This is a genomic window from Halogranum rubrum, from assembly GCF_900114455.1.
Classification (GTDB): Archaea; Halobacteriota; Halobacteria; order Halobacteriales; family Haloferacaceae; genus Halogranum; species Halogranum rubrum.
Genome location: NZ_FOTC01000002.1, coordinates 254,260 through 278,828, shown reverse-complemented (window position 1 = coordinate 278,828; position 24,569 = coordinate 254,260). Strand labels below are relative to the sequence as shown.

Below are 24,569 nucleotides of genomic sequence, written 5' to 3'. Positions count from 1 at the left end.
AGGTTTTTCTTCCGGGCCCGTTACCGAGAGGATATGGATATCGCTCGCGTGTCCCTTTCTGTCGACACACGCGCCCCCACCGGGCAGACGTACGCCTACCTGCTCGGACGCAGTGACGCCCTTCTAGTCGACCCTGCCGCCAGGAGCGAGCGGTTAGACACACTCGTCGACGAGCGAGACGTCGCCCACATCGCAGTCACACACACGCATCCCGACCACGTCGGTGCCGTCGCTCACTACGCCGAGGCGACAGGTGCGACCGTCTGGGCACACGAAGACCACGTCGAGCGGTTCGAGCGGGCTACCGGCCGAACGCCCGACCGAGTACTCGGTGAGGGCACTTGGTTCGACATCGACGACGGTGACGGTGAGGGCGATGGCGACGGCGGCATCAGCGTCCTCGACACACCCGGTCACGCACCGGACCACGTCTCGTTCGCCGTCGACGGCGACGTCGTCTGCGGTGACCTCGCCGTCGCAGAGGGGAGCGTCGTCGTCGGCGCCCCGGACGGCGACATGATCGACTACATCTTCGCGCTCCTTCGGTTGCAGGCGCGCGCTCCCGAGCGCCTGCTCCCCGCACACGGCCCGGCGATTCGAGAGCCAACCGAGGTGCTGGCCCGTCTCGTCGAACACCGACTCGCTCGGGAAGAGCGCGTGTTCACCGCCATCGAAGCGGGTGCACACGACGTCGACGCTGTGGTGGATGCCGCCTACGACAAGGACATCTCGGACGTCCGTGACCTCGCCCGAGCGACGGTCGTCGCCCACATCGAGAAGTTGGCCGAAGAGGGTCGCGTGGAGTGGAACGCCGAATCCGAGCGCGTGACGGTGCCAGAGCGGTTCGCGTAGTCGTGCGGGAGCGTGGTAAAGAGCAGTAAAGAGCATGGTGAAGGGACAGAAAACGACGATGGAGAGACAGCGAGACGACGACGTTTTGTGCGACAGCCACCGACAGTGAGCCATGGAGAGTCTCGAAGCCGAACTCACACGAGCGAACGACCTCGACGTGGCCGAACTCGCAGACGCCATCGAGACCATCGGCTTCGAGTGTACGCGCTGTGGGGCTTGCTGTAAAGGATACGACGCCGACGACGGCGAGCGCGAACCGCACACTGCAACGGTGTTTCCCGACGAAGTACGCGAGTTGCAGGACGTTACGGACTACGACCAGCGAAGCGGCGAAGCCGCTTCTGGCTCCAGTTCGGGGACCTCACTGGAATGGAGAGACGTCGCCCGTCCGATGCCCTACGGCCTCGTCGACGGCGACGACGGACCCGAAGGCGAGACGTTCGAGTGGGCGCTGCAGACCGACGCCTGCGGCGACTGCACCTTTTACACCGAAGACGACGACGGGATGGGCGCGTGTCAGGTCCACGACGACCGACCGCTCATCTGTGAGACCTACCCGTTCAGCGTCGCACTCGGCGGAACGAGTCAGCCGATGGGTGAGGCGGTCGACGAGGAGGGCATGGTCCGCGCCCACGAGTGCGAGGGACTGGGCCGCGACATCTCCCGCGAGGAGGCCGAAGAGCTAGCACGGGCACTCAAGACGCGCGCCGTCCGCGAGTTACAGGAGGCAGTCGGCGTCCGCGACAACTACCGTCCGGTCGACACCGACGACGGCGACGTCGTCGTCTACGACTCCGAAGGACCGAAGAACGTCGACGGAACGCCGCGGTGACGCGAGCGTATGTTTCGACGGCGTCAGAGGGGGCCGAGAGACGCCTCACACCCGAGACGTTCGGTCCGGCGGTACCTCTTTAACGATACCGTCCTACTGCACAGTCGAACTGGAGGTCTACACCTTGGAAATCTCAGATAAGCTCCTGTGTCTGTTCAATGCCGAAGTCCGTGAAGAAGACGACAAATACATCGTCGAGGTCCCCCGCCGTGAAATCGAGACCGGTTCTGTCGACACCGACGAAATCTACCGGGTCGCGCTCATCTCCCGCGAGGAGACTGTCGAGACCGAAGGCGGTGAGACGCGGTCGTCGGGCGAGCCACAGCCACCGGTCGAGACGGGTGAACTCCGGTACGTCGAAATCGAAGACATCGGCAAGCAAGGTGACGGCATCGCTCGCGTCGAGCGTGGCTACGTCATCATCGTTCCTGACGCAGAGATCGGCGAGCGAGTGAAGGTCGAAATTACCGAAGTGAAGTCGAACTTCGCAGTCGGCGAAATCATCGAAGACGACTTCTAACTCGGAGTCGCCGCGTCTCTCGCTCTCTGTTCTTCTCGTCTTCGGTCCCTTATCGGACGCGCGCGTTCCAGTAGGACACCGACGAGAGTTTCTCACCGACGGTACTTCCGCGGAGCTTCGTGTCTAACTCTCGAATCCGCCCGGCGACTTCGTTCGGAATCTCCCGGTAGAACCCGTAGGGGAGGACGAAGTCGTGGGCGTCGTCGACGAGTTCGAGTCCCGCCCCGTAGAGCAGGTTCTCGACTTCGACCCGCGAGTAGAGCCGCGACCCCATCGGGAGGAGCCACGTGTAGACACTGCGGGTGCTGTATCGGTTGAACGTGTCGAAGAACACCTGGTCCTTCGAGACGCGACACATCTCGGCGAGGAACTTCGCGGGTGTCTCCGCCAGATGGAAGAATCGCATGGCGAACACCGCATCGAAGTGGTCGTCGGGGAACGGCAAGCGCGCGGCGTCACCGCGCATGAACTCGACGAGTCCCTCGACTCCTGTACTCTTCGCTTTCTGTCGTCCCTGCGCCATCATGGCCGAGGAGATGTCGAGCCCGATAATGTTCGCACCACGCTCTGCGAGCATGACGGTGAATCGACCCGTTCCGCAAGCGATTTCGAGGATGTCTTTCCCCTCGACGGGTCCGAGTGCGTCGAGGACTGCCTCTTTCTCGCGGCGGTCGATGAGACGTCCACCATCAGAGAATCGCTTGGCGTCGTACTCCTGGGCCACGTCGTCGGCCTGGTACCACTCCTTCCCTTTCACGCTACCGTGGACTGCTCACCCGAACTGTAAAGTCGTATTGGATGCGGCCGCCTGTCGGTGGAAAAGCTATGGCACTTGGTGACATAGTTCGTTGTATGCCCCGTTGTCATCGCTGTGAGACCGACCACGACGCTACCGACCTCGTTCGGCACGACAGACGCAGCGTCCTCCTCGTCCACTGTCCGACCTGTGGGTGTCTCCTCGGCCAGTACCGTCGACACGGCGACCGGCCTGCCGTCGACCGACTGAAGGGTGTCTGAGTCGTCCCACCTCACCCGCTCGTGACGACGTTGTCCGTCGAGATACGAACGATGACGCGCGGCCCCGACTCCTGGCCGAGGTTCGGATACTCCGGTTGCCCCATGTACTTCTGGGTGAGTTCGTTGATGTGCTCGACCGCCCCGTCTTCCGACAGCGTCGCCGTGCCGCGGATGGAGACGAACCGATACGGGTCGTCCGGGTCGACGATACTCACACCGACCCTCGGGTTCGCTCGGATGTTCTTCTCTTTCTGCCGCCCGCGTGCGGTGTTGAGGAGTACGTACTCGCCGTCCTCGTGGCTGACCCAGACCGGTGTGACTTGCGGCGTCCCGTCCGGCATCACTGTCGCGAGGTGAGCGAACGACTGCTTCTCCAAGATGTCAACGTGTGATGAAGGAATCACGGGTACTCAGTCGTCCGGAAACGAGTAAAATCAATCGGCAATAGATACCATACCCGATAGATATTATGACCTTAAGGAGTGTCAAGCCTTTTGTTCTATATGTAGCCAACCTTTACCACTGACCACAGTGGACCATGTAGTATGAGCACCAGTACCGCAGAAGCAACCGGCGAAGACCGTCTCTCAGAGACCGAATTCCGTGACCGCCTTCGCGAACTCCCCCCGAGTGCGAAACTCGTCGCCAAAGTTCTCGAGAGCGACGCACCGCTGTCACAAGGACAACTCGCCGACGAGTCGCTCCTTCCCGACCGGACGGTCCGCTACGCGCTGAACCGTCTCGAAGAGTCGGACCTCGTCGGGTCGCGTTACAGCTTCAAGGACGCACGCAAACAGGTCTACTACCTGAACTGCTGACCGGGCGACAACCGGTCGACCGAACGGACCTCACGTCAGCCACCAACTGACGACTCCGGTCGGAGGGACGTGACCAAGCCCTCTCCGACCGCCACCACTTTCTTATCGACGTTCATCTCCGAGACGCGTCACTTTAAGTGTCGGGTCGTACTCGTGAGTGGTATGAATCTCTCGGTCGTCGTCCCGACCCTCAACGGGCGGGACCAACTCGCTGCCAGCCTCGACTCGCTGGCGGCGCACGCGCCGGACGCAGAGGTGATCGTCGTCAACGGTCCCTCTGCCGACGGGACGACTGGGATGGTACGTGAACGCGACGACGTGGACGTGCTCGTCGAAATCTCCGCACGGACGATTAACGTCGCTCGTAACGCCGGTATCGAAGTGGCGAGCGGCGACGCCGTCGCCTTCCTCGGACAGGACCTCGTCGTCGAGGAATCGTGGTTCGGCGCGCTCTGTTCGGGACTCGAGACGGCCCACGTCGCCACCGGCCCGACACACCAGACACTGCAAGGCGGGATGACGACGGACGAACCCGAAGAGCGAGACATCGCCAAACGTCACGTGACCTACTTCAACGGCCGAAACGTGGCGTTCCGTCGGCGAACGCTTCAGGACCTCGACGGGTTCGACGAGTACCTCGAAACCGGTGGCGCACGCGACGCCGCCCACCGACTCGGTGGGCTTGGCGCCGACGTCGAGTGGCTCCCGGAGATGTGCGTCCGTCGCGAATACGAAGCCGACGGCGGCATCGAACGACGCGACTGGGGCTGGAAGTACCGCGCACTCGCCTACCGACTCGTGAAGAACTACGGTCTGCGGCCGACAGTCGTCCGGCGGACGCTCGCCCACGCCGTCGACGACGCCGCATCGGCCGCCCGCGACGTGCTCAGCGGTGACGGGACACCGACTGGATGGCTCGGCAACGGCCGCGACGTCGTCGGCGGTATCTCGACGGGTATCTCCGATGGGATGGTCGCTCGCGCACGCGACCGGTCGAAGTCACGCAATCCGCACGGGTTGTCGACGCGGGCCGACCGAGCGGTCGCCCGGTACGATTGGCGCTAGAGCCGAGACGGCCTACTCGCTGCCTGGAGCAAGTCCCGAGACGACTCGCGAGGCGTTCTTCGCGAAGGCTCGTGCCATCGCGTCCTCCGACACGTCGAGTGTCAACAGTTCCATCACGCCGACGTCGGGGTGTGTCTCCGGTGCGCCGCTGCCGAACAGGACGCGGTCGGGATGTTCGCGAAGTGCTCGTTCTAACACGGTGCGGTACCGGACGAAACTCGTCTCCAGATAGAGGTCGTCGTAGTCGTCGAGGAGGTCGATTGCCGCCCACATGAGTTGGCGGTTGAGCGGGAACCCACCGAAGCAGGTCAATACGACGGCGAAGGAGTAGTCGAGCAGCGTGTCGGCGACGGCGTCCGGGGGAAACGACTCGCCCGCGTAGACGAGGACGGGGAGACCGACGTCGTCGAGGCGTTCGAGCACTGCCTCGTCTGGCAGACCGTCGTGGGCGGGGTCGAGGACGAAGCCGTGAAAGCGGTCGTCGTAGGCGTACTGCTCGACGTCGTCCGGCGAGACGTGGTGGTCCTTCCGCGAGGTGGTGAGATTCTTGAGTCGTGAGGTCGTTCCCCCCGTAACGTCGTGGGTGCCGTTGAGACGGGCGAACGCGAGGAACGGCCGGTCGACACTCAGACGGGCGACGGCGTTGTTCGCCCGGAGGTATCCTTCTTCGCGTGGGCGTGCGCTCGGTGAGACCACCGCCCGGACGACGCCCGCTTGGTGCATCTCGCGTTCGAGGCGTTCGGGGGTTATCTCTCGTCCTCGTGTCGCTACTGCTCCCGAGTCCGAGTCGAGTCGTGCGTTCACGTCGACGACCCGAAAGCCGTGTTCCAACTCCAGCATCGTCCGCAACTCCGTATCGGCCGTTATGTTCCTGTCGATACTGACCTGAGAGACGTGCGAGCAGCTCGCAGAGTAACCCGACGCTGTCTTGCGGTTTTCTCTTTCATAATCGAAATGTATATATAGAACCGCAAACCATGAATCTGCTGAGGTTTACTCATCATGGCAAGTCGCATGCAGCAACCGATGTTCATTCTCTCCGAAGGTAGCCAGCGCACCCGCGGTCAGGCCGCCCAGGACTCCAACATCCGCGCCGGCAAAGCCGTCGCCAACGCGGTACGGACCACACTCGGCCCGCGAGGGATGGACAAGATGCTCGTCGACTCCTCGGGCACCGTCGTCATCACGAACGACGGTGCGACGATTCTCGAGGAGATGGACATCGAGCACCCCGCCGCACAGATGATCGTAGAAGTCGCCCAGACCCAAGAGGAAGAAGTCGGTGACGGAACGACGACAGCCGCCGTCCTGACGGGCGAACTTCTCGCGCAGGCCGAAGACCTCCTCGACGCCGACCTCCACCCGACGGTCATCGTCGAGGGGTACCACGAAGGTGCCCGTCTCGCACAGGAAGCCATCGACGAGATGGTCCTCGACCTCGACCTCGGCGACAACGAGGTGCTCGAACAGGTCGCCGAGTCCTCGATGACCGGGAAAGGAACGGGCGACGTCACCGCCGACGTCCTCGCGAAACTCGTCGTCCAGGCCGTCCGCCACGTCGCCGACGACGCGAAGATCAACCGCGACCACATCCGCGTGCTCACCCGCACGGGTGCCTCCTCGTCGGCGACGGAACTCGTCGAGGGCGTCGTCATCGACAAAGAGCGCGCGAACGAGAACATGCCCAAGTCCGTCGAAGACGCCAACGTGGCCGTCCTCGACATGAAACTCGAAGTGCGCAAAGGCGAGTCGAAAGCGGAGTACAACATCACCTCCGTCGACCAACTCAACGCCGCCATCGAAGCCGAGGACAACGAACTCCGCGGCTACGCGAAGACCCTCTCGGAGGCCGGTGTCGACGTCGTCTTCTGCACGAAGAAGATCGACGACCGCGTCGCAGGCTACCTCGCAGACGCGGGCATCCTCGCGTTCAAGAACGTCAAATCCTCGGATGCGAAGGCCCTCGCCCGCGCGACCGGCGCGAAGCGCCTCGGGTCCCTCTCCGACGCGGACGAGACCGACTTCGGTCACGTGGACAGCGTCCACGTCGAGAAGTTCGGTGACGACGAACTCACCTTCGTCGAGGGTGGCGACGCGGCGAAGTCCGTGACGCTGCTCCTCCGCGGCGGCACCGAACACGTCGTCGACGAACTCGAACGCGCGATGAACGACGCCGTCGACGTGGTCATCGCCGCACTCAACAAAGGCGGCGTCGTCCCGGGTGCTGGCTGCACCGAAATCGCCATCTCGGACCACATCCGCGCCGAAGCCGCTGGTATCGAGGGCCGCAAGCAACTCGCCGTCGAAGCGTTCGCCGACGCCGTCGATTCGCTGCCCCGTACCCTCGCCGAGAACTGCGGGATGGACCCCATCGACGCTCTCGTCGACCTCCGCGCGATGTTCGACAAAGAGGGCCGCGCCGGTATCATCTCGACGGGTCGTGCGGGCGAAATCGCCGACCCCGTCGAGTACGGCATCATCGACCCCGCCGCCGTCAAGCGTGAGGCGGTCGAGTCCGCGACGGAAGCCGCGACGATGATCGTCCGCATCGACGACGTCATCGCTGCCGAGTAGAGTCGACGACAATCGGCCGTCCGGATTTTTTCTTGACTCTTTGTCACTCGTTGGGTCCGGGGAGTGGATGCAAGAGTCCGTACCAGAGTCGATAGAGTACCGCGCCAGCGGTTCGTCCGACACCGAAGTTGTACCGAACCGCTCTCGGGTTCGACGTCCGGCGACGAAGGACTCGCTCCCACACGATAAAACAGAAACTGGCGACGAACTCCCGACGACGGTTCGACCGAATCTGGTGGTAGTCGTTGTCTTTCAGCCAGTACTGTGCAATCTGTCCGATCGCTCCCATCGAGAGTCCGTACAGAGAGAGTGAAATCGAGTCGTCTCGTCCTCCGTGTTCTCGGAGATACTGCCAGATTCGCAGTTGGAACAGGAGGCCGACGAGAGCAACAACGAGTTCTACTACGGCACTGGTTCGGCGGGATACCATGCCGTCAATTACCACGCGCTTGGTATCGATGTTTCCCTCACGTCGGTCGACCGTCCGTCGGAGACACCGAGTGCCAGACCGGCCTGCGGGAATCAGCTATCGGGTTCGTACGGGTTCGGAGCACGCTATCGTTTGGACGCTCACACTCGCGGTAACTCCCACTCGTACCGAAGCGCGAGTAGACGCGTCGAGAGCACGAACCCCGCACAGACGAGTGCGGCGGTGTCGACGACGACGCCCAGTTGCGTCACCAACCAGAAGACGACGCCGCCGAAGAGCGCCGGTGTCGCGTAGAAGTCCTCGCGGAGGACGACAGGGACGCGCGTCAACAGCAGGTCCGCGAGACTCCCGCCGCCGACAGCAGTGAGCGTCGCCAGGATGACGACGCCGTACGGCGACAGTCCTGCCTCAGACCCGACGAGTGCGCCCGTCGCTGCGAACGCCGCCAAGCCGACGGCGTCCGAGAGGAGGACCGCGGGATGGTCGCGCAGGCGGCCAGCGAGTCGCCGTGAGAGCACGACAGCGAGGACGACGCCGACGACGGCGACGCTCATGTCCGCCATGGACTGTAACGACGCAGGTGTCCGACCGACGAGCGTATCGCGCATCGTCCCGCCGCCGAGTGCGGTGAGGACGCCGAGGACGGCGACGCCGAAGAGGTCCAACTCGGCGTCGGCGGCTTTCAGCGACCCGACGACGGCGAACGCGACGAGACCGACGACGTTCATCAGGTCGAAGGCGTCCATCGCTCAGAAGGAGAACTGCACCGAGTCGCCGACAGTGAGGCCGAACGCCTTGTCACCTCGGCCCCGGTTCACGTCGCACTCGACGTAGCCGTGGCTTCCGACGGTGAGCAGTCGTTCGCCGCGAGAGACGTCCGCGAACGCGTCGACGACGGGAACCGTGATGCCGTCGACGACGACTTCCTCACAGTCGGCGAACAGGTCGCCGGGAACGTTGGTGATGGCGTTGCCGAAGTCGTCGACGACGAGCACTTCGCCGGTAACCGTCGTCGCACCGCGTTCGCGTTCGACCGTCGGTTCCGGAAGCGTGAGGTCGACGTAGTCGTCCGCGTCGACCGGTGTGAGGTGGTCGAGTGTCTCCATCGCGTCGACACCCACCTCGTGGACGTCGGCCGCGACGGGTGCAAAGAGGTCCCGACCGTGGAACGTCGTCGAGGCAGGGGTGTCGTAGGTGACGTCGAACACCTCGATTTCGGCGTCTTCTCGTTCGGCAACCCGTCTCGCAGGCGGGAGGAGTAAGCCGTTGTCGGGACCGACGAGTGCGTGGTCGCCGACGCGGACGGCGAGTGCTGCGCGGTCGGTGCCGACGCCGGGGTCGACGACGGCGAGGTGGACTGCAGGGGGGAAGTACGGCAGCGTCTCACGGAGCCAGAAGGCGGCCGTGGGAACGTCCTGTCTGGGGAAGTCGTGCGCGACGTCGACGAGTCGAACGTCGCCGAGTCGCTGGAGCAGGACGCCTTTCATCGCGGCGGGGTACGGCGTTCCGAAGTCGGAGGCGAGAGTGATCGGTGGTGTCATAGATACTCAGTCCAGTGCAGAGTCGATACTGGTGTGTCCGTTGGAGTCGCTGTCACTGACCTTCTGGATGCGCTCGATACCGTCGATTTCGTCGATGACGTCGACCGCGGGGTCGGGGACGAGGCCACGCCAGTCGCCGCCGTCGATCATCCGCTGGCGGAGTTCGGTCCCTTCGAGCACTTCGCGGCGGAACATCGGCGACTGTCGCACTTCGACGCCGGCCTCGTTGAACAGTTGGATGACGAGCGGGTTGTTCGAGTAGGCGACGTCGAACTTCGGTGACATGCTCTGGACGTGGCTGACCCAGACGGAGTTCCGGTCGAGGTCCTCGATGGGAACGACGTAGGTCGTGATGTCGAACTCGGCGACCGACTTGGTGATCATCATGATGCGCTCGCCGGCAGTAAAGGGGTTGCGCGTCGAGTGTGAGTCGCCCGCGCTCCCGATGCCGAGAACGAGTTCGTCGACCTCCGTTGCGATCTCTTTCACCATGTGGTGGTGGCCGTTGTGGTACGGCTGGAAGCGACCGATGTAGAACCCCCGCATGCCTCTCAGTTCCCCCCGGCTATTTATAAAGCCGACGAGTCCGTTATTTCGGGTCAAATCGTGGCGTATCGGGCGTCAGCTGCCGGATACGATGCTGCAACGGCACCGCCCTCGGGGAGAAAGTATATCAATCGCGCACCCTACGGTCTATACAGCGACACAGTTCTATGAGCAACGACATGGACAAAGACGACAGGCACCCGGAGCAGGGGGCACGTGACTCCGACGAGTCCACCCAACAGGACTCGGAGCCGGAGCCGGAGCCAACTCCTGTGTCCGGTGACCAGCCGACGGACGGGAACCGCGAACGGGGGCACCACCCTGACCCCGAGGGCACGGAGTCCTCCTCGATAGACGACCTCGGTAGCAGCGTCGAGGTCAGTGCAGATATCGCCGAAGACGTCGACGACGACGACCTCCTCGGTGGCCTCCTCATCGACTCGACTGACGAGATAGAGGTCCCCGACCGTCTCGTCGACCAGGTCATCGGGCAGGAACACGCCCGTGACGTCGTGATGAAGGCGGCGAAGCAGCGACGACACGTGATGATGATTGGCTCCCCCGGGACGGGGAAGTCGATGCTCGCGAAGGCGATGGCCGAACTCCTCCCGAAAGAGGAGCTCCAGGACGTCCTCGTCTACCACAACCCCGACGACGGGAACCAACCGAAGGTTCGGACGGTCCCCGCCGGAAAAGGTGAACAGATCGTCGAGGCCCACAAAGAGGAAGCACGCAAGCGCAACCAGATGCGCTCGTTCCTCATGTGGATCATCATCGCCGTCGTGCTGGGCTACTCGCTCATCATCGCCGGACAGATTCTCCTCGGTATCCTCGCAGCGGGTATCATCTATCTGGCGTTCCGCTACGGCTCCCGCAGCGGCGACGCGATGATTCCGAACCTCCTCGTGAACAACGCCGACACGAAGACGGCACCGTTCGAGGACTCGACGGGTGCACACGCTGGTGCACTCCTCGGCGACGTCCGGCACGACCCGTTCCAGTCCGGTGGGATGGAGACGCCGAGCCACGACCGCGTCGAACCCGGCGCGATTCACAAGGCGAACAAAGGCGTGCTGTTCATCGACGAGATCAACACGCTCGACATCCGCTCCCAGCAGCACCTCATGACCGCCATCCAGGAGGGCGCGTTCGGTATCACCGGGCAGTCCGAGCGCTCCTCGGGTGCGATGGTCCAGACGGAACCGGTCCCGACGGACTTCGTCATGGTGGCTGCGGGTAACCTCGACGCGATGGAGAACATGCACCCCGCACTCCGCTCCCGTATCAAGGGGTACGGGTACGAGGTGTACATGGACGACACCATCGAGGACACCCCCGAGATGCGGCGCAAGTACGCACGCTTCGTCGCCCAAGAGGTCGCCAAGGACGGCCGCCTCCCGAGCTTCGACCGCGAAGCCATGGAAGAGGTCATCCTCGAAGCCCGCCGCCGTGCGGGTCGGAAGGGCCACCTCACCCTCGAGTTCCGTAACCTCGGTGGACTGGTGCGCGTCGCCGGCGACATCGGCCGCGCAGAGGGCGCAGACACGGTCACGCGGGAACACGTCCTGCAGGCCAAGCGCCGCTCGCGCAGCATCGAACAGCAGATCGCCGACGACTACATCCAGCGCCGCAAGGACTACGAACTCTCCGTCAACGACGGCTTCGTCACGGGCCGCGTCAACGGTCTCGCCGTCATGGGCGAAGACTCCGGTATCGTGATGCCCGTCATGGCCGAAGTGGCTCCCTCGCAGGGGCCGGGGCAGGTCATCGCCACGGGTAAGCTTCAGGAGATTGCCGAGGAGTCGGTGCAGAACGTCTCGGCCATCATCAAGAAGTTCTCCGACGAGGACCTGTCGGAGAAAGACGTACACATCCAGTTCGTGCAGGCCTACGAGGGCGTCGACGGCGACTCCGCCTCCGTCACGGTGGCGACGGCCGTCATCAGCGCACTGGAAGAAGTCGGCGTCGCACAGAACATCGCCATGACCGGTTCCCTATCCGTGCGTGGCGACGTGCTCCCGGTCGGTGGGGTCACCCACAAGATCGAGGCGGCCGCGAAGGCCGGCATGGACACCGTCATCATCCCGGCGGCGAACATGCAGGACGTCATGATCGAAGACGAGTACAAGGAGATGGTCGAAATCATCCCCGTCTCGCACATCAGCGAGGTGCTCGACGTGGCGCTCGAAGGCGAACCCGAGAAGGATTCGCTCATCGCCCGCCTCCGCACCATCACCGGTTCGACCCTGGACAAGGGGAAGGGCACGACCGTCAACAAAGGTCCGAGCAGCCCCAGTCCGCAGTAGATGACTGACTGGGCGGCGTTCGCCGGATTCGCGGGCGTCGTCCTCGGCTTGCTTCTCTTACTCGCACACGCGTCGAAGTCGATTTTTTCCGAAGTTCCAGACGACGTGCTCGTCCAACAGTTCGACCCGGAGCGACCGCTCAAGCGCCGTCCCGGTCGAGACGGGTGGCTCACCGAGACGACGGCAGACGGCGGCGTCGACACGACTGGTACCGTTCCGGCACTTACGACGGCGACCACGGCACTCGAACGCAAGTGGGAGGCCGTCGACGTCGTCTCTGCTGACGGCGAGCGCCGAGACGGCCACTCACACTACGAGATGTCGACGGCGTCGCTGCTCGTCAACGTCGCCCTCTCACAGGGACTGTTCGGCGCGCTGCTCGTCATCGGCGCGTGGTACACCCAGATTCCGCTGTCGGCGCTGGGACTCGGTGGCGACAGCGTCACCCTGCTCATGCTCGCCGTCGGTACCGGACTCGGTGTCGGACTCTACGCCGTCAACGAAGTCGGGGCCGCCTTCGGCGAGCGAATCGGCATCGGCAACTCCGAGGAGCTACGGAAGGCGCTCGCACCCGACTCCGTGGCAGGATGGGCGGTACTCTTATTCCTCGTCCTCCCGGTCATCGCCGGGTTCGAAGAACTGCTCTTTCGGGCGGCGCTCATCGGCGTCCTCAGTACGGGATTCGGCATCTCGCCGTGGCTCCTCGCCGCGCTTTCTTCGGTGGCCTTCGCACTCGGTCACGGCGCGCAGGGGCCCGGCGGCATCCTCGTCACGGGGATGCTCGGATTCGTGCTCGCCGCGACGTTCGTACTCACGGGGAGTCTGTTCGTCGTCGTCGTCGCCCACTACCTCGTCAACGCCTTAGAGTTCGTCGTCCACGAGGGACTCGGCGTCGACTGGGTGTGAGGGTGGCGAACTTATTACGGAAGCGACAGAAGTGCGCGCATGGTCCTCTCTCTCCTCAACGACGGGCGTGACGTCGACGTCTCCGACCTCGTCGCCGTCGTCGGCGTCGCTCTCTGCCTCACCTTCGGCGGGGCGGCGCTCCTCGACCAAGCACTGAACACCGACCTCTGGCCGCCGGGTGCGGAGTACGGAACCGGTTTCCTCGGATATCTCTCGCTGTACTGGCTGTTCGCCCGTCAGCTATCGTCCAGACGTCGACTCGTCTCGAATCTCCTCTTGACATTCTCCGTCACGGCGATGGTCGTCGCCGCCTACACGAACCCCGAAGGCGTGCTGACACCGCTCGCGCTCGTGACCCTGCTCGCGACGTTCGCGTACGGCGGTGGGCACGCCCTCCGGTCGCTGGGGACGTCCGGCGCGGCGAGAGACAGACGGCGAACAGAGAGACAGTGAGCACCTGAGCGTCAGCGACGCACCACCGCTATAGCGCGAATATCTCCCGAGTCGTCAGTAGAGACACGATGAGACCCATGAGACGGCGCACGGTGTTGAAGGGGATTGGTGCAGTGGTCGGAGTCGGTGTCGTCGGCCTCACGGCGAACGAACTGTTCGCACCCGAACGGTCGACGGCAGTCGTGGAAGCCGAGACACCGCTCGGAACGCCGCTGAAACGCGGCGAGTTCGTCGGCAAGGCCAACCATCGCGTGTCCGGAACGGTGACACTCTACGAGGACAGCGAGGGCTACGCACTTCGGTTCGAGGACTACGAACAGACGCAGGGACCGGACGTGTTCGTCTACCTGACGCCCGCCGCCGACCCGGACACGACGAGCGACGTCCGTGCGGGCGTTCGCGTACTCATCGACGGTGGTGCGGACGGCGGCGAGAGTACGAAAGAAGGGACGTTCACGCAACGACTCTCGGCGGAAATCGACCCCACGGGCTACCGGGGCGTGAGCATCTGGTGTGACCGCTTCTCGGTTCCCTTCGGCGCGGCGACGTTGACCGACGTGTGAGTGGCCGCTCTCTGCCGCCCGAGACACCCGAACTGAAGTAGCGGCAGTCCCGAAGAGACGTATGGCCGTCTCCGAAATCTCCGAGGGACAACAGAATCTCCTTCGCGCGTTTCTCATCGGGTACGTGTTGCTCGTCGTCGTCAGTATCGTCACGGGCAACCCACTCGTCTCGCTCGTCGTCGACGCGGTGTTCAGCGTCGCCATCGTCGTCGTCGGCTACCTCGTCCTCACGAACAGCGGCGGACAGACACTCGGTGTGACGACCGGTGCCGCGTTCATCGGGTCCGGCGTCGCCCAGGCAGTCGAACTCGTGACGGGGTGGCCGACGGCGGCGACGACGTCGAACCTGCTCCTACTCGCGGGTCTCGGGTTGTATCTGTACGGTCGGATGAGGGGTCGGTAGAAGACGCTCTTACTGTTCGACCATTCGTAACCGCTCCGCCACGCGCGACGGCGTCGCACCCTGTGCGTCGTCGACGCGGTGGTCGGGGATGAATATCGGCACCGGGTTCGCTCGGAGCGCGCTCCGGACCGTCTGCATCTCCTCGCCATCTTCGTCGTCGTACCCTGCCAAGCGAGCGACGCGAGCGACTGCGACCGTCTCGCCGTAGGGGAGCTTTCGCACGGCGTCGAGCACACGGCGCTTGTCGGTCGGAACGGTCAGCGCGACCGGCACGTCGTCGAAGTGGTCCGACTCGCCCGTGAGGTAGTCGTCGAGTCGGTCGAGAAGCGCGTGGTCACGCTCGGCGTCGGCGGGAACGCTGTCGGGAAAGGAGACGTTGATGACTTGTCCACCAGCGACGCCCAACTGTACTGCACACTCCAAGAGGTCGTACTCGCGTGCGTAGATTCCGGCATCGTCCATGTCGTCGGGGACGGCCGACCGACCCTTGAATGGTCGAGGTCGAGGAGTCGGTGGCGCAAACCTTTTGTACAAATGAGTGCGCTAGTGTACAATGATGAACGCTAACGAGGACGAGATTGCGCCGGCGGTCCGCTCTATTCTCGCCGCCGCGCGAGAGCGCGAGGGGGGAAGCGAGCGACTCGCCGTCGACGCGCGGTCGCTCACCGACGCCTTCGCCGCAGTGGAAGCCGACGGACGCGTCCCGATTATCGCGGAGGTCAAGCCGACGAGTCCGACGACGGAGGGGACGCGCGACGACGACCCGGTCGAACTCGCGCAGGCGATGGTCGAAGGCGGTGCTGCCGCCCTGTCGGTGCTCACCGAACCGGCGCACTTCGGCGGGTCGACGGAGAACCTCCGGCGTATCCGCGAGGCCGTCGACGTCCCCGTATTGCGCAAGGACTTCATCGTCCGCGAGGACCAGTTGGACGTCGTCGAGTCGGACGTCGTCCTCCTCATCGCTCGGTTCGTCGACGACCTCTCGGAACTCCTCGACGCGGCCGAGTCACGCGGATTTCAGGTGCTCGTCGAGGTCCACGACAGCGACGAGTTGGCGGAGGCGCTCGCGGCAGGTGCTTCCATCATCGGTATCAATAACCGTGACCTCGCCAAGTTGGAGGTAGACCTCGCGACGTTCGAGAACGTCGCGACGGACGTCCCCGACGACGTGACACTCATCGCGGAGAGCGGTGTGTCGACTGTCGACGACGTGCGGCGGATGCGCGCGGCCGGTGCCGACGCCCTCCTCGTCGGGACGGCAATCATGGACGGTGAAGTAGTGGAGAACGTTCGGCGCTTCACCACCGCGACACAAGAGTCAGAAACAGAGACATGAGTACGAACACAGACGGAAAATTCGGCGACTACGGCGGACAGTACGTACCCGAGGCGTTGATGCCAGCCATCGAAGAGTTGGAAGACGCCTACGAGCGGTACGTCCTCGAAAACGAGGACGGCTTCATGGACGAGTTTCGGCGACGGCTTCGAGACTTCGGCGGGCGACCGACGCCGCTGCAGCGCGCGGACCGCCTCTCGGAGCGCTACGACCGAGAGGTGTATCTCAAACGCGAGGACCTCGTCCACGGCGGCGCGCACAAACTGAACAACGCACTCGGGCAGGTTTTGCTCGCGAAGTACATGGGGAAAGAGCGCATCGTCGCCGAGACGGGCGCGGGTCAACACGGCACGGCGACGGCAATGGCCGCCGCGCACCTCGATATACCCTGTGAGATATACATGGGCAAACGCGACATCAACCGTCAGCGACCCAACGTCTTCCGAATGCGCATCAACGGCGCGGAGGTCAACCCCGTAACCGTCGGCCGCGGAACCCTGAAAGAAGCCATCTCGGAGACGATGCGCGACTGGGCGACGACGGTGGAGACGACTCACTACGTCATCGGCAGCGTCGTCGGGCCGCATCCGTTCCCGAGCATGGTCCGAGACTTTCAATCGGTCATCTCCAAGGAAGCCCGGAAGCAGTCACGAGAGCAGTTCGGTGGACTTCCCGACTCGGTCCTCGCCTGCGCGGGCGGCGGGTCGAACACGATGGGCGCGTTCGCGAACTTCGTCGACGACGAGGGTGTCGACCTCTACGCCGTCGAAGCGGGCGGCAGCAGTCTCGACGTCGACGAGGAGAAGGGCGTCGCCCCGAACTCCGCGTCGCTCTCGACGGGCGGTGACGGAATCCTCCACGGCGCTCGCACGAAGCTCCTGCAGGACCGCGACGGCCAGATTATGGAGTCACACAGCGTCTCCTCGGGGCTCGACTACGCGGGCGTCGGCCCGGAACTCGCCTACCTCGTCGACGAGAGGCGGGTGATTCCGGTGAACGTCGACGACGACGCGGCGCTGGAGGCGTTCCATCGCCTCTCACAGGAGGAGGGCATCATCCCAGCACTGGAGACGGCCCACGCCTTCGCGTACCTCCACGAGGAGTACGAGAACCTCGGCGAGACAGTCGTGGTCAACGTCTCCGGACGCGGTGACAAAGACCTCGAATCAGTCATCGAAGAGACGAGCAAGCGAAACATTCCGAACGCGCCCGACATGAGCATGTTCCAGGGGGGACTCTGATGAGCCGAGTTCCAGAGGCGTTCGAAGACGGCCCGGCGTTCATCCCGTATCTCGCCGTCGGCGACCCGGATTACGAGTCCTCGCTCGAGTACGTCGAGGCGCTCGAACGCGGCGGCGCGGACCTCATCGAACTCGGGTTGCCCTTCTCGGAACCCATCGCCGAGGGGCCGACCATCCAGTCGGCCGTCGTGCGGTCGCTGGAGGGCGGGATGACGCCGACGCGGTTCTTCGAGTTCGTCGAGGAACTCGATGTCGACGTACCGCTCGTCTGCATGACGTACTACAACCTCATCTACCAGTATGGAGACGAACCCGGCCCCCGACCGTTCGTCGAGAAGGCCGCCGAAGTCGGCATCGACGGCTTCGTCGTCCCCGACCTGCCCGCAGAGGAGGCCGGACCGCTCCGAGAGGCGTGCGACGAGTTCGACCGTGACCTCGTGTTCATCGTCGCGCCGACGACGCGCGGCGAGCGTCTCGAACGTATCATGGACCAGGTCTCGGGCTACGTCTACGTACAGGCGCGTCTCGGCGTCACCGGTGCGCAGGAAGACGTCTCCGACCAGACCGGCCAGAGCCTCGACCGACTCGCACAGTGGGACGTGCCGAAGGCCGTCGGCTTCGGTATCAAGACGGGCGAGCACGCCGCGAACATCGTCGCCGGCGGAGCCGACGGCATCATCGTCGGCAGCGCACTCGTCGACATCGTCGCCGAGGGCCACGAGAACGGCGACAGTGCGGCCGAGGTGGCCGACCGACTCGAAACCAAAGCGCGCGAACTGAAAGACGGTGCACTGCGCGGTGTCGAGCAACGTGTACCGCATCCGGAACGGCAATAAGGACGGGTTGACACAGCTTCACATATCTACATCATGGACGCAGGCCTACAGTCTCGACTCGACCGCATCTCTACAGACGGACGATACCTCATCGTTCCGATGGACCACGGAATCACACTCGGCCCAGTCACGGGCTTGAAAGACATCGAATCGACCATCGACGCCATCACCCGCGGTGGCGCCGACGCAGTTCTCACGCAGAAGGGCGTCGCCCCGCGTGTCCACCCGAACAAGAACGACGCAGGATACATCGTTCACCTCAACGGGTCGACGGCCATCGGTCCCGACGAGAACGACAAGCGACTCACCGGCAGCGTCGAGGAAGCCATCCGCGTCGGTGCCGACGCCGTCTCTTTCCACATCAACGTCGGCAGCAACTACGAACCGACGCAGATAACGCAACTCGGCGAACTCACCGAGAAGGCCCACCGCTACGGGATTCCGGTCCTCGCGATGGCGTACGCTCGTGGTCCGGACGTCGCCAGCGACGACTCGGAGGCGCTCGGCCACGCCGTCCGTCTCGCCGAAGAACTCGGTGCCGACATCGTCAAGACCGGCTACAGCGGCGACGCCGACAGTTTCCGACACGTCGTCGAAGCGACGCGTCTCCCCGTCGTCATCGCCGGCGGCAGCAAGGGGACGAACCGCCGAACCGCCGAGATGGTCCGCGGGACGATGGACGCCGGTGCGGCCGGTGTCTCGATGGGTCGCAGCATCTTCCAGCACGACGACCCCGAAGCCATCGCCAGCACCGTCTCGGCCATCATCCACGACGACCGAAGCGCCGAAGACGCCCTCGAACTGGCCGGACTCGACCCCGACGAGTAGTCGGGAACCTAGTCGGGAACCACTCTCTTCTCGGCAACAACGCCTACGGACGCCCCACCGGTAGCGCGTGACGTGAACCGAACGAACACACAGGGCGTCGTCGGTGCCGGAGTGCTCGGCTTCGGGTTCAGCGGACTCGTCGACGTACTCGTCCTCCACCACGTCCTACAGCTTCATCACCTCGTCTCGAACGTCTACGACCCGTCGACGCTCGCCGGCCTCCGGACGAACATCTTCGCGGACGGACTGTTCTCGGTCGGCATGGTTCTCGTCCTCGGCGTCGGTGCCGGCCTCGTGTGGACCGCAGAACGTCGAGCCTCGTCGCCGCTACCGCTACAGCCGCTGGCGGGAGCGACGATACTGGGAATCGGTCTCTTCGACCTGTTCGACGTCGTCGTCAACCACACGCTCTTCGGCCTCCACCACGCGACGGACGGCCCGGGGTTCTACGACCCCCATTGGGCCGTCGTGAGTCTCCTCATCATCGGAGCGGGCGCGTATCTGTACCGACACGGGTGGTCCGAACAATCTCGACAGCAGGAGCGCGGATAACCGTGCACGGCGGCGTGGTGGTCCCCGCGTTCGAGACGACCCTTCCACACTGGGTCTTGCTGTTTCTCGCCGTCGGAGTGTTGGGCGTGCTCCTCGTCTCCGGTGTCGTCGGCGGGAACTACCTCCTGTCGTACTGGTTCGGCGAGTGACGGTGTCGACGGCCGACTGCCCGGTGTGGCTGTGGCATCCGCCACGTTCAAGCCACCATCAAGAATAGAGTTCGATAATGACACGCAGCGTCTGGTTGAAGGCCGACGACACCGTCGGCGACTGGGAGACGCGAAAGCAACGCATCACAGCAGGACTCGAGTCGGGCGTCGACTGGGTGCTCGTCGACGAGAGCGACGTCGCTCGCGTCCGCGAACTCGGCGACGTGAAGGTTGCGGCGTTCCTGCAGGATACCGAGGCGTACGTCCTCGACGCCGAGGGGTCGGAGACCGAGAACGACGGCGGTGCCGAAGCACACGCCGACGCCTACATCGTCGGCAAAGACGGCGAAGGCGACGGCACCGTCGACCTCCCTTCGGACTTCTCGGGGTCTGCGGACCTGACGACGCTCCGTCGCAGCGACAACCGCGCACAGGGCGCGTACGTCCGCATCTTCGACCAAGACTACGAGTCCTTCGCCGAGGAGGCCGCCCACGACGCCGACTTCACGCTCGTGGTCGGCGAGAACTGGAAGATCATCCCTCTAGAGAACCTCATCGCCCGCATCGGCGACGAGACGGACCTCGTGACCGGCGTGACCTCAGCCGAAGAGGCGAAGACGGCGTTCGAGACGCTCGAACTCGGTGCCGACGGCGTCCTCCTCGACACCGACAGCCCCGACGAGATTCGCAAGACGGTCGAAGTCCGCGACGCCGCCGAACGCGAGTCGCTCGACCTCACGTGGGCCGAAGTGACCGGCGTCGAGCGGACAGGCATGGCCGACCGCGTCTGCGTCGACACGGGGAGTCTGCTCGACCACGACGAAGGGATGCTCGTGGGCAGTATGGGTCGCGGACTCTTCTTCGTCCACGCCGAGACGGCCGAATCACCGTACGTGGCCTCTCGTCCTTTCCGCGTGAACGCCGGCGCCGTCCACGCCTACGTCCGCACGCCCGGCGGCGGCACGAAGTATCTCTCGGAACTCAAGAGCGGCGACGAGGTACAGGTCGTCGACACGAACGGGAAGACGCGCGAGGCCATCGTCGGTCGCGTCAAGATAGAGAAGCGGCCGATGTTCCGCGTGGAGGCCCGTGTCCAGACCGAGAGCGGTGAGGACCGTATCGAGACGCTCTTGCAGAACGCCGAGACCATCAAGGTGCCCACGAGCGAGGGGCGGAAGGCAGTAACCGACCTTCAAGTCGGTGACGAGATGCTCGTCTACTACGAGGACACGGCCCGACACTTCGGCGAGGCAGTCGAAGAGAGCATCATCGAGAAGTAGCCGCTTCTCTCAGGGTTCGCTTTTGTACCGAAACCGATAGGCGAAGTGCGTCTCCTCGAATCTCTCGTTACGTCCGCGACCCCGTCTGTGCCTCGACCGGTGGGTGCTGACGCGCCGTGAGGGGTTCGGTACACCAGTAGCAGAACTGCAGGTCCGGGTCGACTCGCCCACCACAGTTGGGGCACTGAATCACGCTCGGGTCGTCGTACGCGAACGGACCACGGCGTGCGAGGTAGTACGCGTCGAAGACGCTCACCGACAGCAACACGATAATCGGTGCGACGACGGTGAGTGGGAGTGATTCCACGTTGGTAGTGGCCGACGCTGGGTCGGCGAACACCGACACGAGTACCAGCATCGCACCGAGAACGAACGTGAACCACGCGACGGCACGGCGCCACTCTCGTAAGTACAGGTGGCCGACACCGGCGATACCGAACGAAGCGCCGACCGCACCAAGTAGCGCCGCGATGAGTGCACGCCGACCCTCTTCTCCCATATTATCGAGAATGTCTATTTCCACTACCTTTAACACTAGGGTCTGTTCGGCGTCTCCAGTCGCTCGACTAACTCGCTCAGTGTCGCCAAGTCGTACTGTCCTGGTGCCGTCGCCTTCGTCGGGTCGACCGGCGCGTATCCGATACGCGACCCGTAGACCGGCGCGACGGCGCGGGTGTGGCGGCCGGCCTCACCCATCGCCATCGTCGCCACCGTCTTCCCTGCCGCCGTCGCGTCGAACGTCGCCGACAGCAGCGCGAGCGTGTCGGCCCGGTCGCTCGCCGTCACGGCGAGTTTACCGACGTCGCCCTCCTCGGCGGCGGTGTCGAGTAGGTCTCGAAGCGCTGGTTCTGTGGGCGTCGCCTCGAAGTCGTGGACGGACGCGATGACCGACACACCCTGTTCGCGCGCCGTGTCTCGGAGGGCGCGCGCCTCCTCGGCGTCCGTATCGGCCGCCCCGGTGAGCGCCCGAAGTTCGACGTCGACTGCTTCGACTGCCTCGTAGCCGACGGCGGTTTCGAGCGCGTCGAGTCGTCCCTCTTCGGCCGCTTTGCCGCCTTCCCACGCTGCTCGGTTGGTGACGATGAGCGGGAGCGTCCCGTCGTAGTCGTCGAGGGCCGCGAGTGGGTCGTCCGCGAGGTCCATCCGAAATTCGACGGCGTCGGCGTGGTCGCGCGCCGCCTCCGCCTCCGCTTCCGAGAGGTCCGCAGTAGCCGCTGCAAGCACGAAACTGTCGAAGTCCATGCGGAACGCTGTGGGGCGAGGGGCAAAACGTTGTCCGGTCGTTGCAAGCGAGGCCGAAGAGCGAGTCGGTCGGTCTGTCTTGCAGGAGAGCGGATGGGTTTGACTCACTCTGAAGGAACAGAGTAAGCGAACCCACCGCCTCGATTTCGCTTGCGTAGATAGAACGCGAATACGAGAATGCCACCCAAGAAGGGAAGGAGAAAGAATGCGACAAAAAATCCTACCGCCCACATATCTGCTGTCTCCATCCTCCGTGACTTCGCGTCTCGATACATCCACAAAGCGCCAAACAGCGCGAGAGGGATACTAAAGAACCACTGGAGGGCAATCTCGACCATAACAACCGTTCAAACGATAGCCGAATATACGTTGTTCATATACTCATCCTGCTGGCTACATTCGCGCCAGGTATTCAACACGCCCACGGAGATTTCCTCGAATGTACGAAAGTAGCACACCTCAACCAGAGGTGAAGTACACAAGAGCGAGAAAGTATTTATCAATCACATTATATAATTCATTATCCAATGCGTTACGCCTTCCAGATTGTACTGGTGTTACTCTTCATTAGTACGGGTTGTCTCGGGAACGGGAACCCGCCCGCAACACCGTCTCTGACGACCACCTCCCACGAGACACCAGATGCAGATAGCGACGCCGCGACGACTACCGAACACACGTCTTCGTCCGGCCCGGTTACACCAGCGAATCTCGCATCTTCGGGAGCCGTCTGTGACGACGACCTCTGGGTCGGACTGTGGGAGCTCAACAACGAGGACGTCTGGGATGCAGACGTCGTTCGTGTCGGGTACTACACTCCTCCGAACTCTAGCTTCCTGTTGGTCGCCTACGTCGATGGAGACGCCGCGGGAGTCACGCAGATCCAGAATCGATATGTGAGCGGTGAACACGTCGACGGTGACAAAATCACGTTGGACTCACCCCTCTCTGGAAAGCATTGGGTGCAAGTCGTCGCCTTCAGCGACGAGAATACGAACGGTCGATTTGACCAGGGAGTCGATACGCCGTGTTTAGTTGACGGGGAACTCGTCGGCACAGACGTCTATCTGGTAGATTTCAGCAAACTCTAACAGCAGACGGAAGAACGCCGCAACTCACTACGCGTCGGACAACCGAGCAACGTGGACAGTGAGGAACAGCGAAACGCCGAGAACTCGATTCGCGCGGTCTCAGGCGACGCCGAGGCCTTCTTCGGCCTCTAAGAGTTCGTGATACCGGTTGCGGATGGTGACTTCGCTGATGTCCGCGACTTCGCTGACGGCCGCCTGTGTCGTCTTCTCGTTGGTGAGGAGGGCGGCGGCGTAGACGGCGGCGGCCGCGAGGCCGACCGGCGACTTCCCGCTGTGGACGCCCTTCTCCTTGGCGTTCTTCAACAGTTGGCGGGCACGGCGTTCGGTCTCTTCGGAGAGGCCGAGCGACGACGCGAACCGCGGGACGTAGCTCTCCGGGTCGGCGGGGCGGACTTCGAGTTTGAGTTCGCGGACGACGTAGCGATAGGTCCGAGCGACTTCGCTCTTGTCGACGCGAGAGACGTCGGTAATCTCGTCGAGACTCCGTGGCACGCCAGCCATTCGGGCGGCGGCGTAGACACAGGCCGTCGAGACACCCTCGATAGAGCGACCGGGCAGGAGGTTGTCGTTGAGTGCGCGGCGGTAGATGACCGACGCCGTCTCGCGGACGTTCGTCGGCAGGCCGAGCGCACTCGCCATCCGGTCGATTTCGCCGAGTGCCTGCTTCAGGTTGCGCTCTTTGGAGTCGCGAGTCCGGAAGCGCTCGTTCCACTTGCGGAGGCGTTGCATCTTCTGTCGCTGGCGGGACCCGAGCGAGTTGCCGTAGGCGTCTTTGTTGCGCCAGTCGATGTTGGTGGACAGTCCCTTGTCGTGCATCGTGTTCGTCGTCGGCGCACCGACGCGGGACTTCGAGTCTTTCTCGTTGGCGTTGAACGCGCGCCACTCCGGCCCGCGGTCGACCGAATCTTCCGAAACGACGAGTCCACAGTCCGCACAGACCGTCTCACCGTGCCCTTCGTCAGTGATAACGTTACCGTTGCATTCTGGACATCGAAGCGTCTCGCCGTTCGATGCCGTCTGCTCGTTCGTCTGCGTTCTGGTGTGCGTCTTTTCACTCATGGATGGGACGGCGGGCGCTCCCGGGGGCGAGTTGCCTGAAAAAACCCGGTGCGATCCTTACCCGACAGAAGGAGAGCAGATATATAAGAGCTACGGTTGTTAACTAAAAACTAGCTATATTAGCAGTGT

At 63.7% G+C, this 24,569-nt stretch carries 31 protein-coding genes; 20 read left to right on the top strand and 11 right to left on the bottom strand.

The features are described from left to right. Nucleotides 1–33 precede the first annotated feature (33 nt). The 3 genes from BM083_RS09665 to BM083_RS09655 all read left to right on the top strand — a co-directional run bounded on the left by BM083_RS09665 (nt 34) and on the right by BM083_RS09655 (nt 2,204). Nucleotides 34–852 (top strand): MBL fold metallo-hydrolase, encoded by an 819-nt coding sequence (locus BM083_RS09665; RefSeq protein WP_089868926.1) that lies wholly within the window; start codon nt 34–36, stop codon nt 850–852. A 112-nt stretch (nt 853–964) separates the two neighbouring features. Further along, nucleotides 965–1,684, top strand: a complete 720-nt coding sequence (locus BM083_RS09660) for a YkgJ family cysteine cluster protein (RefSeq protein ID WP_089868923.1) — start codon at nt 965–967, stop codon at nt 1,682–1,684. Between the two features lie 124 nt (nt 1,685–1,808). Continuing rightward, complete coding sequence (locus BM083_RS09655) at nt 1,809–2,204, top strand: TRAM domain-containing protein (RefSeq protein WP_009366384.1); 396 nt, start codon at nt 1,809–1,811, stop codon at nt 2,202–2,204. A gap of 49 nt (nt 2,205–2,253) precedes the next feature. On the opposite strand, the gene BM083_RS09650 is transcribed toward BM083_RS09655, so the two are convergent. After that, complete coding sequence (locus tag BM083_RS09650; RefSeq protein WP_089868921.1) at nt 2,254–2,961, bottom strand: class I SAM-dependent methyltransferase; 708 nt, start codon at nt 2,959–2,961, stop codon at nt 2,254–2,256. 95 nt (nt 2,962–3,056) lie between these two features. Between BM083_RS09650 and BM083_RS23265 the strand changes: the two genes are divergently transcribed. Then, on the top strand, nt 3,057–3,221 hold the full coding sequence (locus BM083_RS23265; RefSeq protein ID WP_177197600.1) for a hypothetical protein: 165 nt from the start codon (nt 3,057–3,059) through the stop codon (nt 3,219–3,221). Between the two features lie 11 nt (nt 3,222–3,232). On the opposite strand, the gene BM083_RS09645 is transcribed toward BM083_RS23265, so the two are convergent. Further along, entirely contained in the window at nt 3,233–3,625 is a 393-nt protein-coding gene (locus BM083_RS09645; RefSeq protein ID WP_089868919.1) for a PPOX class F420-dependent oxidoreductase, read from the bottom strand. 141 nt (nt 3,626–3,766) lie between these two features. On the opposite strand from BM083_RS09645, the gene BM083_RS09640 reads away from it, so the two are divergent. Together BM083_RS09640 and BM083_RS09635 are read left to right on the top strand one after the other, a co-directional pair. Next, nucleotides 3,767–4,039 (top strand): winged helix-turn-helix domain-containing protein, encoded by a 273-nt coding sequence (locus BM083_RS09640; RefSeq protein ID WP_089868917.1) that lies wholly within the window; start codon nt 3,767–3,769, stop codon nt 4,037–4,039. A 162-nt stretch (nt 4,040–4,201) separates the two neighbouring features. Next, nucleotides 4,202–5,104, top strand: a complete 903-nt coding sequence (locus BM083_RS09635; RefSeq protein ID WP_089868915.1) for a glycosyltransferase family 2 protein — start codon at nt 4,202–4,204, stop codon at nt 5,102–5,104. Between the two features lie 12 nt (nt 5,105–5,116). Here the strand turns inward: BM083_RS09635 and BM083_RS09630 are convergent, their stop codons facing one another. After that, complete coding sequence (locus tag BM083_RS09630; protein WP_009366390.1) at nt 5,117–5,944, bottom strand: amidohydrolase family protein; 828 nt, start codon at nt 5,942–5,944, stop codon at nt 5,117–5,119. 174 nt (nt 5,945–6,118) lie between these two features. On the opposite strand from BM083_RS09630, the gene thsA reads away from it, so the two are divergent. Then, nucleotides 6,119–7,678, top strand: coding sequence for a thermosome subunit alpha (thsA, locus tag BM083_RS09625; protein WP_009366391.1), 1,560 nt, complete (start codon nt 6,119–6,121; stop codon nt 7,676–7,678). A gap of 43 nt (nt 7,679–7,721) precedes the next feature. On the opposite strand, the gene BM083_RS09620 is transcribed toward thsA, so the two are convergent. From BM083_RS09620 to BM083_RS09605, 4 genes are all read right to left on the bottom strand, one after another. Further along, nucleotides 7,722–8,108: a DUF8097 family protein gene (locus BM083_RS09620; protein ID WP_089868913.1), complete on the bottom strand. Its 387-nt coding sequence runs from the start codon at nt 8,106–8,108 to the stop codon at nt 7,722–7,724. Between the two features lie 140 nt (nt 8,109–8,248). Further along, nucleotides 8,249–8,854 carry a trimeric intracellular cation channel family protein gene (locus BM083_RS09615; protein WP_009366393.1) on the bottom strand — a complete coding sequence of 202 codons (606 nt, stop codon included), beginning with the start codon at nt 8,852–8,854 and terminating at the stop codon, nt 8,249–8,251. A gap of 3 nt (nt 8,855–8,857) precedes the next feature. Further along, entirely contained in the window at nt 8,858–9,649 is a 792-nt protein-coding gene (locus BM083_RS09610; protein ID WP_089868911.1) for an SAM hydrolase/SAM-dependent halogenase family protein, read from the bottom strand. A gap of 6 nt (nt 9,650–9,655) precedes the next feature. Beyond that, nucleotides 9,656–10,195 carry a nicotinamide-nucleotide adenylyltransferase gene (locus tag BM083_RS09605; protein ID WP_089868909.1) on the bottom strand — a complete coding sequence of 180 codons (540 nt, stop codon included), beginning with the start codon at nt 10,193–10,195 and terminating at the stop codon, nt 9,656–9,658. A gap of 167 nt (nt 10,196–10,362) precedes the next feature. Between BM083_RS09605 and lonB the strand changes: the two genes are divergently transcribed. The 5 genes from lonB to BM083_RS09580 all read left to right on the top strand — a co-directional run bounded on the left by lonB (nt 10,363) and on the right by BM083_RS09580 (nt 14,826). Next, a complete protein-coding gene (gene lonB / locus BM083_RS09600) occupies nt 10,363–12,501 on the top strand; it encodes an ATP-dependent protease LonB (RefSeq protein ID WP_089868907.1) in 2,139 nt (712 codons plus the stop codon). Next, complete coding sequence (locus BM083_RS09595) at nt 12,502–13,407, top strand: CPBP family intramembrane glutamic endopeptidase (RefSeq protein WP_089868905.1); 906 nt, start codon at nt 12,502–12,504, stop codon at nt 13,405–13,407. It begins immediately after the preceding gene. A gap of 39 nt (nt 13,408–13,446) precedes the next feature. After that, nucleotides 13,447–13,860, top strand: coding sequence for a hypothetical protein (locus BM083_RS09590; RefSeq protein WP_089868902.1), 414 nt, complete (start codon nt 13,447–13,449; stop codon nt 13,858–13,860). Nucleotides 13,861–13,928: 68 nt separating this feature from the next. After that, nucleotides 13,929–14,423 carry a DM13 domain-containing protein gene (locus BM083_RS09585; protein ID WP_245756876.1) on the top strand — a complete coding sequence of 165 codons (495 nt, stop codon included), beginning with the start codon at nt 13,929–13,931 and terminating at the stop codon, nt 14,421–14,423. Between the two features lie 61 nt (nt 14,424–14,484). Next, nucleotides 14,485–14,826: a hypothetical protein gene (locus BM083_RS09580; protein ID WP_089868900.1), complete on the top strand. Its 342-nt coding sequence runs from the start codon at nt 14,485–14,487 to the stop codon at nt 14,824–14,826. 9 nt (nt 14,827–14,835) lie between these two features. Here BM083_RS09580 and BM083_RS09575 read toward each other — a convergent pair whose 3' ends face one another. Continuing rightward, the gene (locus BM083_RS09575) at nt 14,836–15,288 is read right to left on the bottom strand and encodes a methylated-DNA--[protein]-cysteine S-methyltransferase (RefSeq protein WP_009366401.1); all 453 of its coding nucleotides are present in this window, start codon (nt 15,286–15,288) and stop codon (nt 14,836–14,838) included. A 94-nt stretch (nt 15,289–15,382) separates the two neighbouring features. On the opposite strand from BM083_RS09575, the gene trpC reads away from it, so the two are divergent. From trpC to BM083_RS09545, 7 genes are all read left to right on the top strand, one after another. Continuing rightward, nucleotides 15,383–16,162 (top strand): indole-3-glycerol phosphate synthase, encoded by a 780-nt coding sequence (gene trpC, locus BM083_RS09570; RefSeq protein WP_089870051.1) that lies wholly within the window; start codon nt 15,383–15,385, stop codon nt 16,160–16,162. Then, nucleotides 16,159–17,403, top strand: coding sequence for a tryptophan synthase subunit beta (trpB, locus tag BM083_RS09565; RefSeq protein ID WP_089868898.1), 1,245 nt, complete (start codon nt 16,159–16,161; stop codon nt 17,401–17,403). Before trpC ends, trpB begins: the two co-directional genes overlap by 4 nt. Further along, nucleotides 17,403–18,239 (top strand): tryptophan synthase subunit alpha, encoded by an 837-nt coding sequence (gene trpA, locus BM083_RS09560; protein ID WP_089868895.1) that lies wholly within the window; start codon nt 17,403–17,405, stop codon nt 18,237–18,239. Before trpB ends, trpA begins: the two co-directional genes overlap by 1 nt. A 33-nt stretch (nt 18,240–18,272) precedes the next feature. Further along, entirely contained in the window at nt 18,273–19,067 is a 795-nt protein-coding gene (locus BM083_RS09555) for a 2-amino-3,7-dideoxy-D-threo-hept-6-ulosonate synthase (protein ID WP_009366405.1), read from the top strand. 72 nt (nt 19,068–19,139) lie between these two features. Further along, on the top strand, nt 19,140–19,619 hold the full coding sequence (locus tag BM083_RS09550) for a DUF2243 domain-containing protein (protein WP_009366406.1): 480 nt from the start codon (nt 19,140–19,142) through the stop codon (nt 19,617–19,619). A gap of 2 nt (nt 19,620–19,621) precedes the next feature. Continuing rightward, complete coding sequence (locus tag BM083_RS23260; RefSeq protein WP_177197599.1) at nt 19,622–19,768, top strand: hypothetical protein; 147 nt, start codon at nt 19,622–19,624, stop codon at nt 19,766–19,768. Nucleotides 19,769–19,845: 77 nt separating this feature from the next. Continuing rightward, complete coding sequence (locus BM083_RS09545; RefSeq protein ID WP_089868892.1) at nt 19,846–21,048, top strand: 3-dehydroquinate synthase II; 1,203 nt, start codon at nt 19,846–19,848, stop codon at nt 21,046–21,048. A 67-nt stretch (nt 21,049–21,115) separates the two neighbouring features. Here BM083_RS09545 and BM083_RS09540 read toward each other — a convergent pair whose 3' ends face one another. Together BM083_RS09540 and BM083_RS09535 are read right to left on the bottom strand one after the other, a co-directional pair. Next, entirely contained in the window at nt 21,116–21,547 is a 432-nt protein-coding gene (locus BM083_RS09540; RefSeq protein ID WP_089868890.1) for a zinc ribbon domain-containing protein, read from the bottom strand. A 35-nt stretch (nt 21,548–21,582) separates the two neighbouring features. Then, nucleotides 21,583–22,290: a type I 3-dehydroquinate dehydratase gene (locus tag BM083_RS09535; protein ID WP_089868888.1), complete on the bottom strand. Its 708-nt coding sequence runs from the start codon at nt 22,288–22,290 to the stop codon at nt 21,583–21,585. A 527-nt stretch (nt 22,291–22,817) separates the two neighbouring features. On the opposite strand from BM083_RS09535, the gene BM083_RS09525 reads away from it, so the two are divergent. Beyond that, nucleotides 22,818–23,381: a hypothetical protein gene (locus BM083_RS09525; RefSeq protein ID WP_089868884.1), complete on the top strand. Its 564-nt coding sequence runs from the start codon at nt 22,818–22,820 to the stop codon at nt 23,379–23,381. A 99-nt stretch (nt 23,382–23,480) separates the two neighbouring features. Here BM083_RS09525 and BM083_RS09520 read toward each other — a convergent pair whose 3' ends face one another. Continuing rightward, nucleotides 23,481–24,440: a transcription initiation factor IIB gene (locus tag BM083_RS09520; protein WP_089868883.1), complete on the bottom strand. Its 960-nt coding sequence runs from the start codon at nt 24,438–24,440 to the stop codon at nt 23,481–23,483. Nucleotides 24,441–24,569 lie beyond the last annotated feature (129 nt).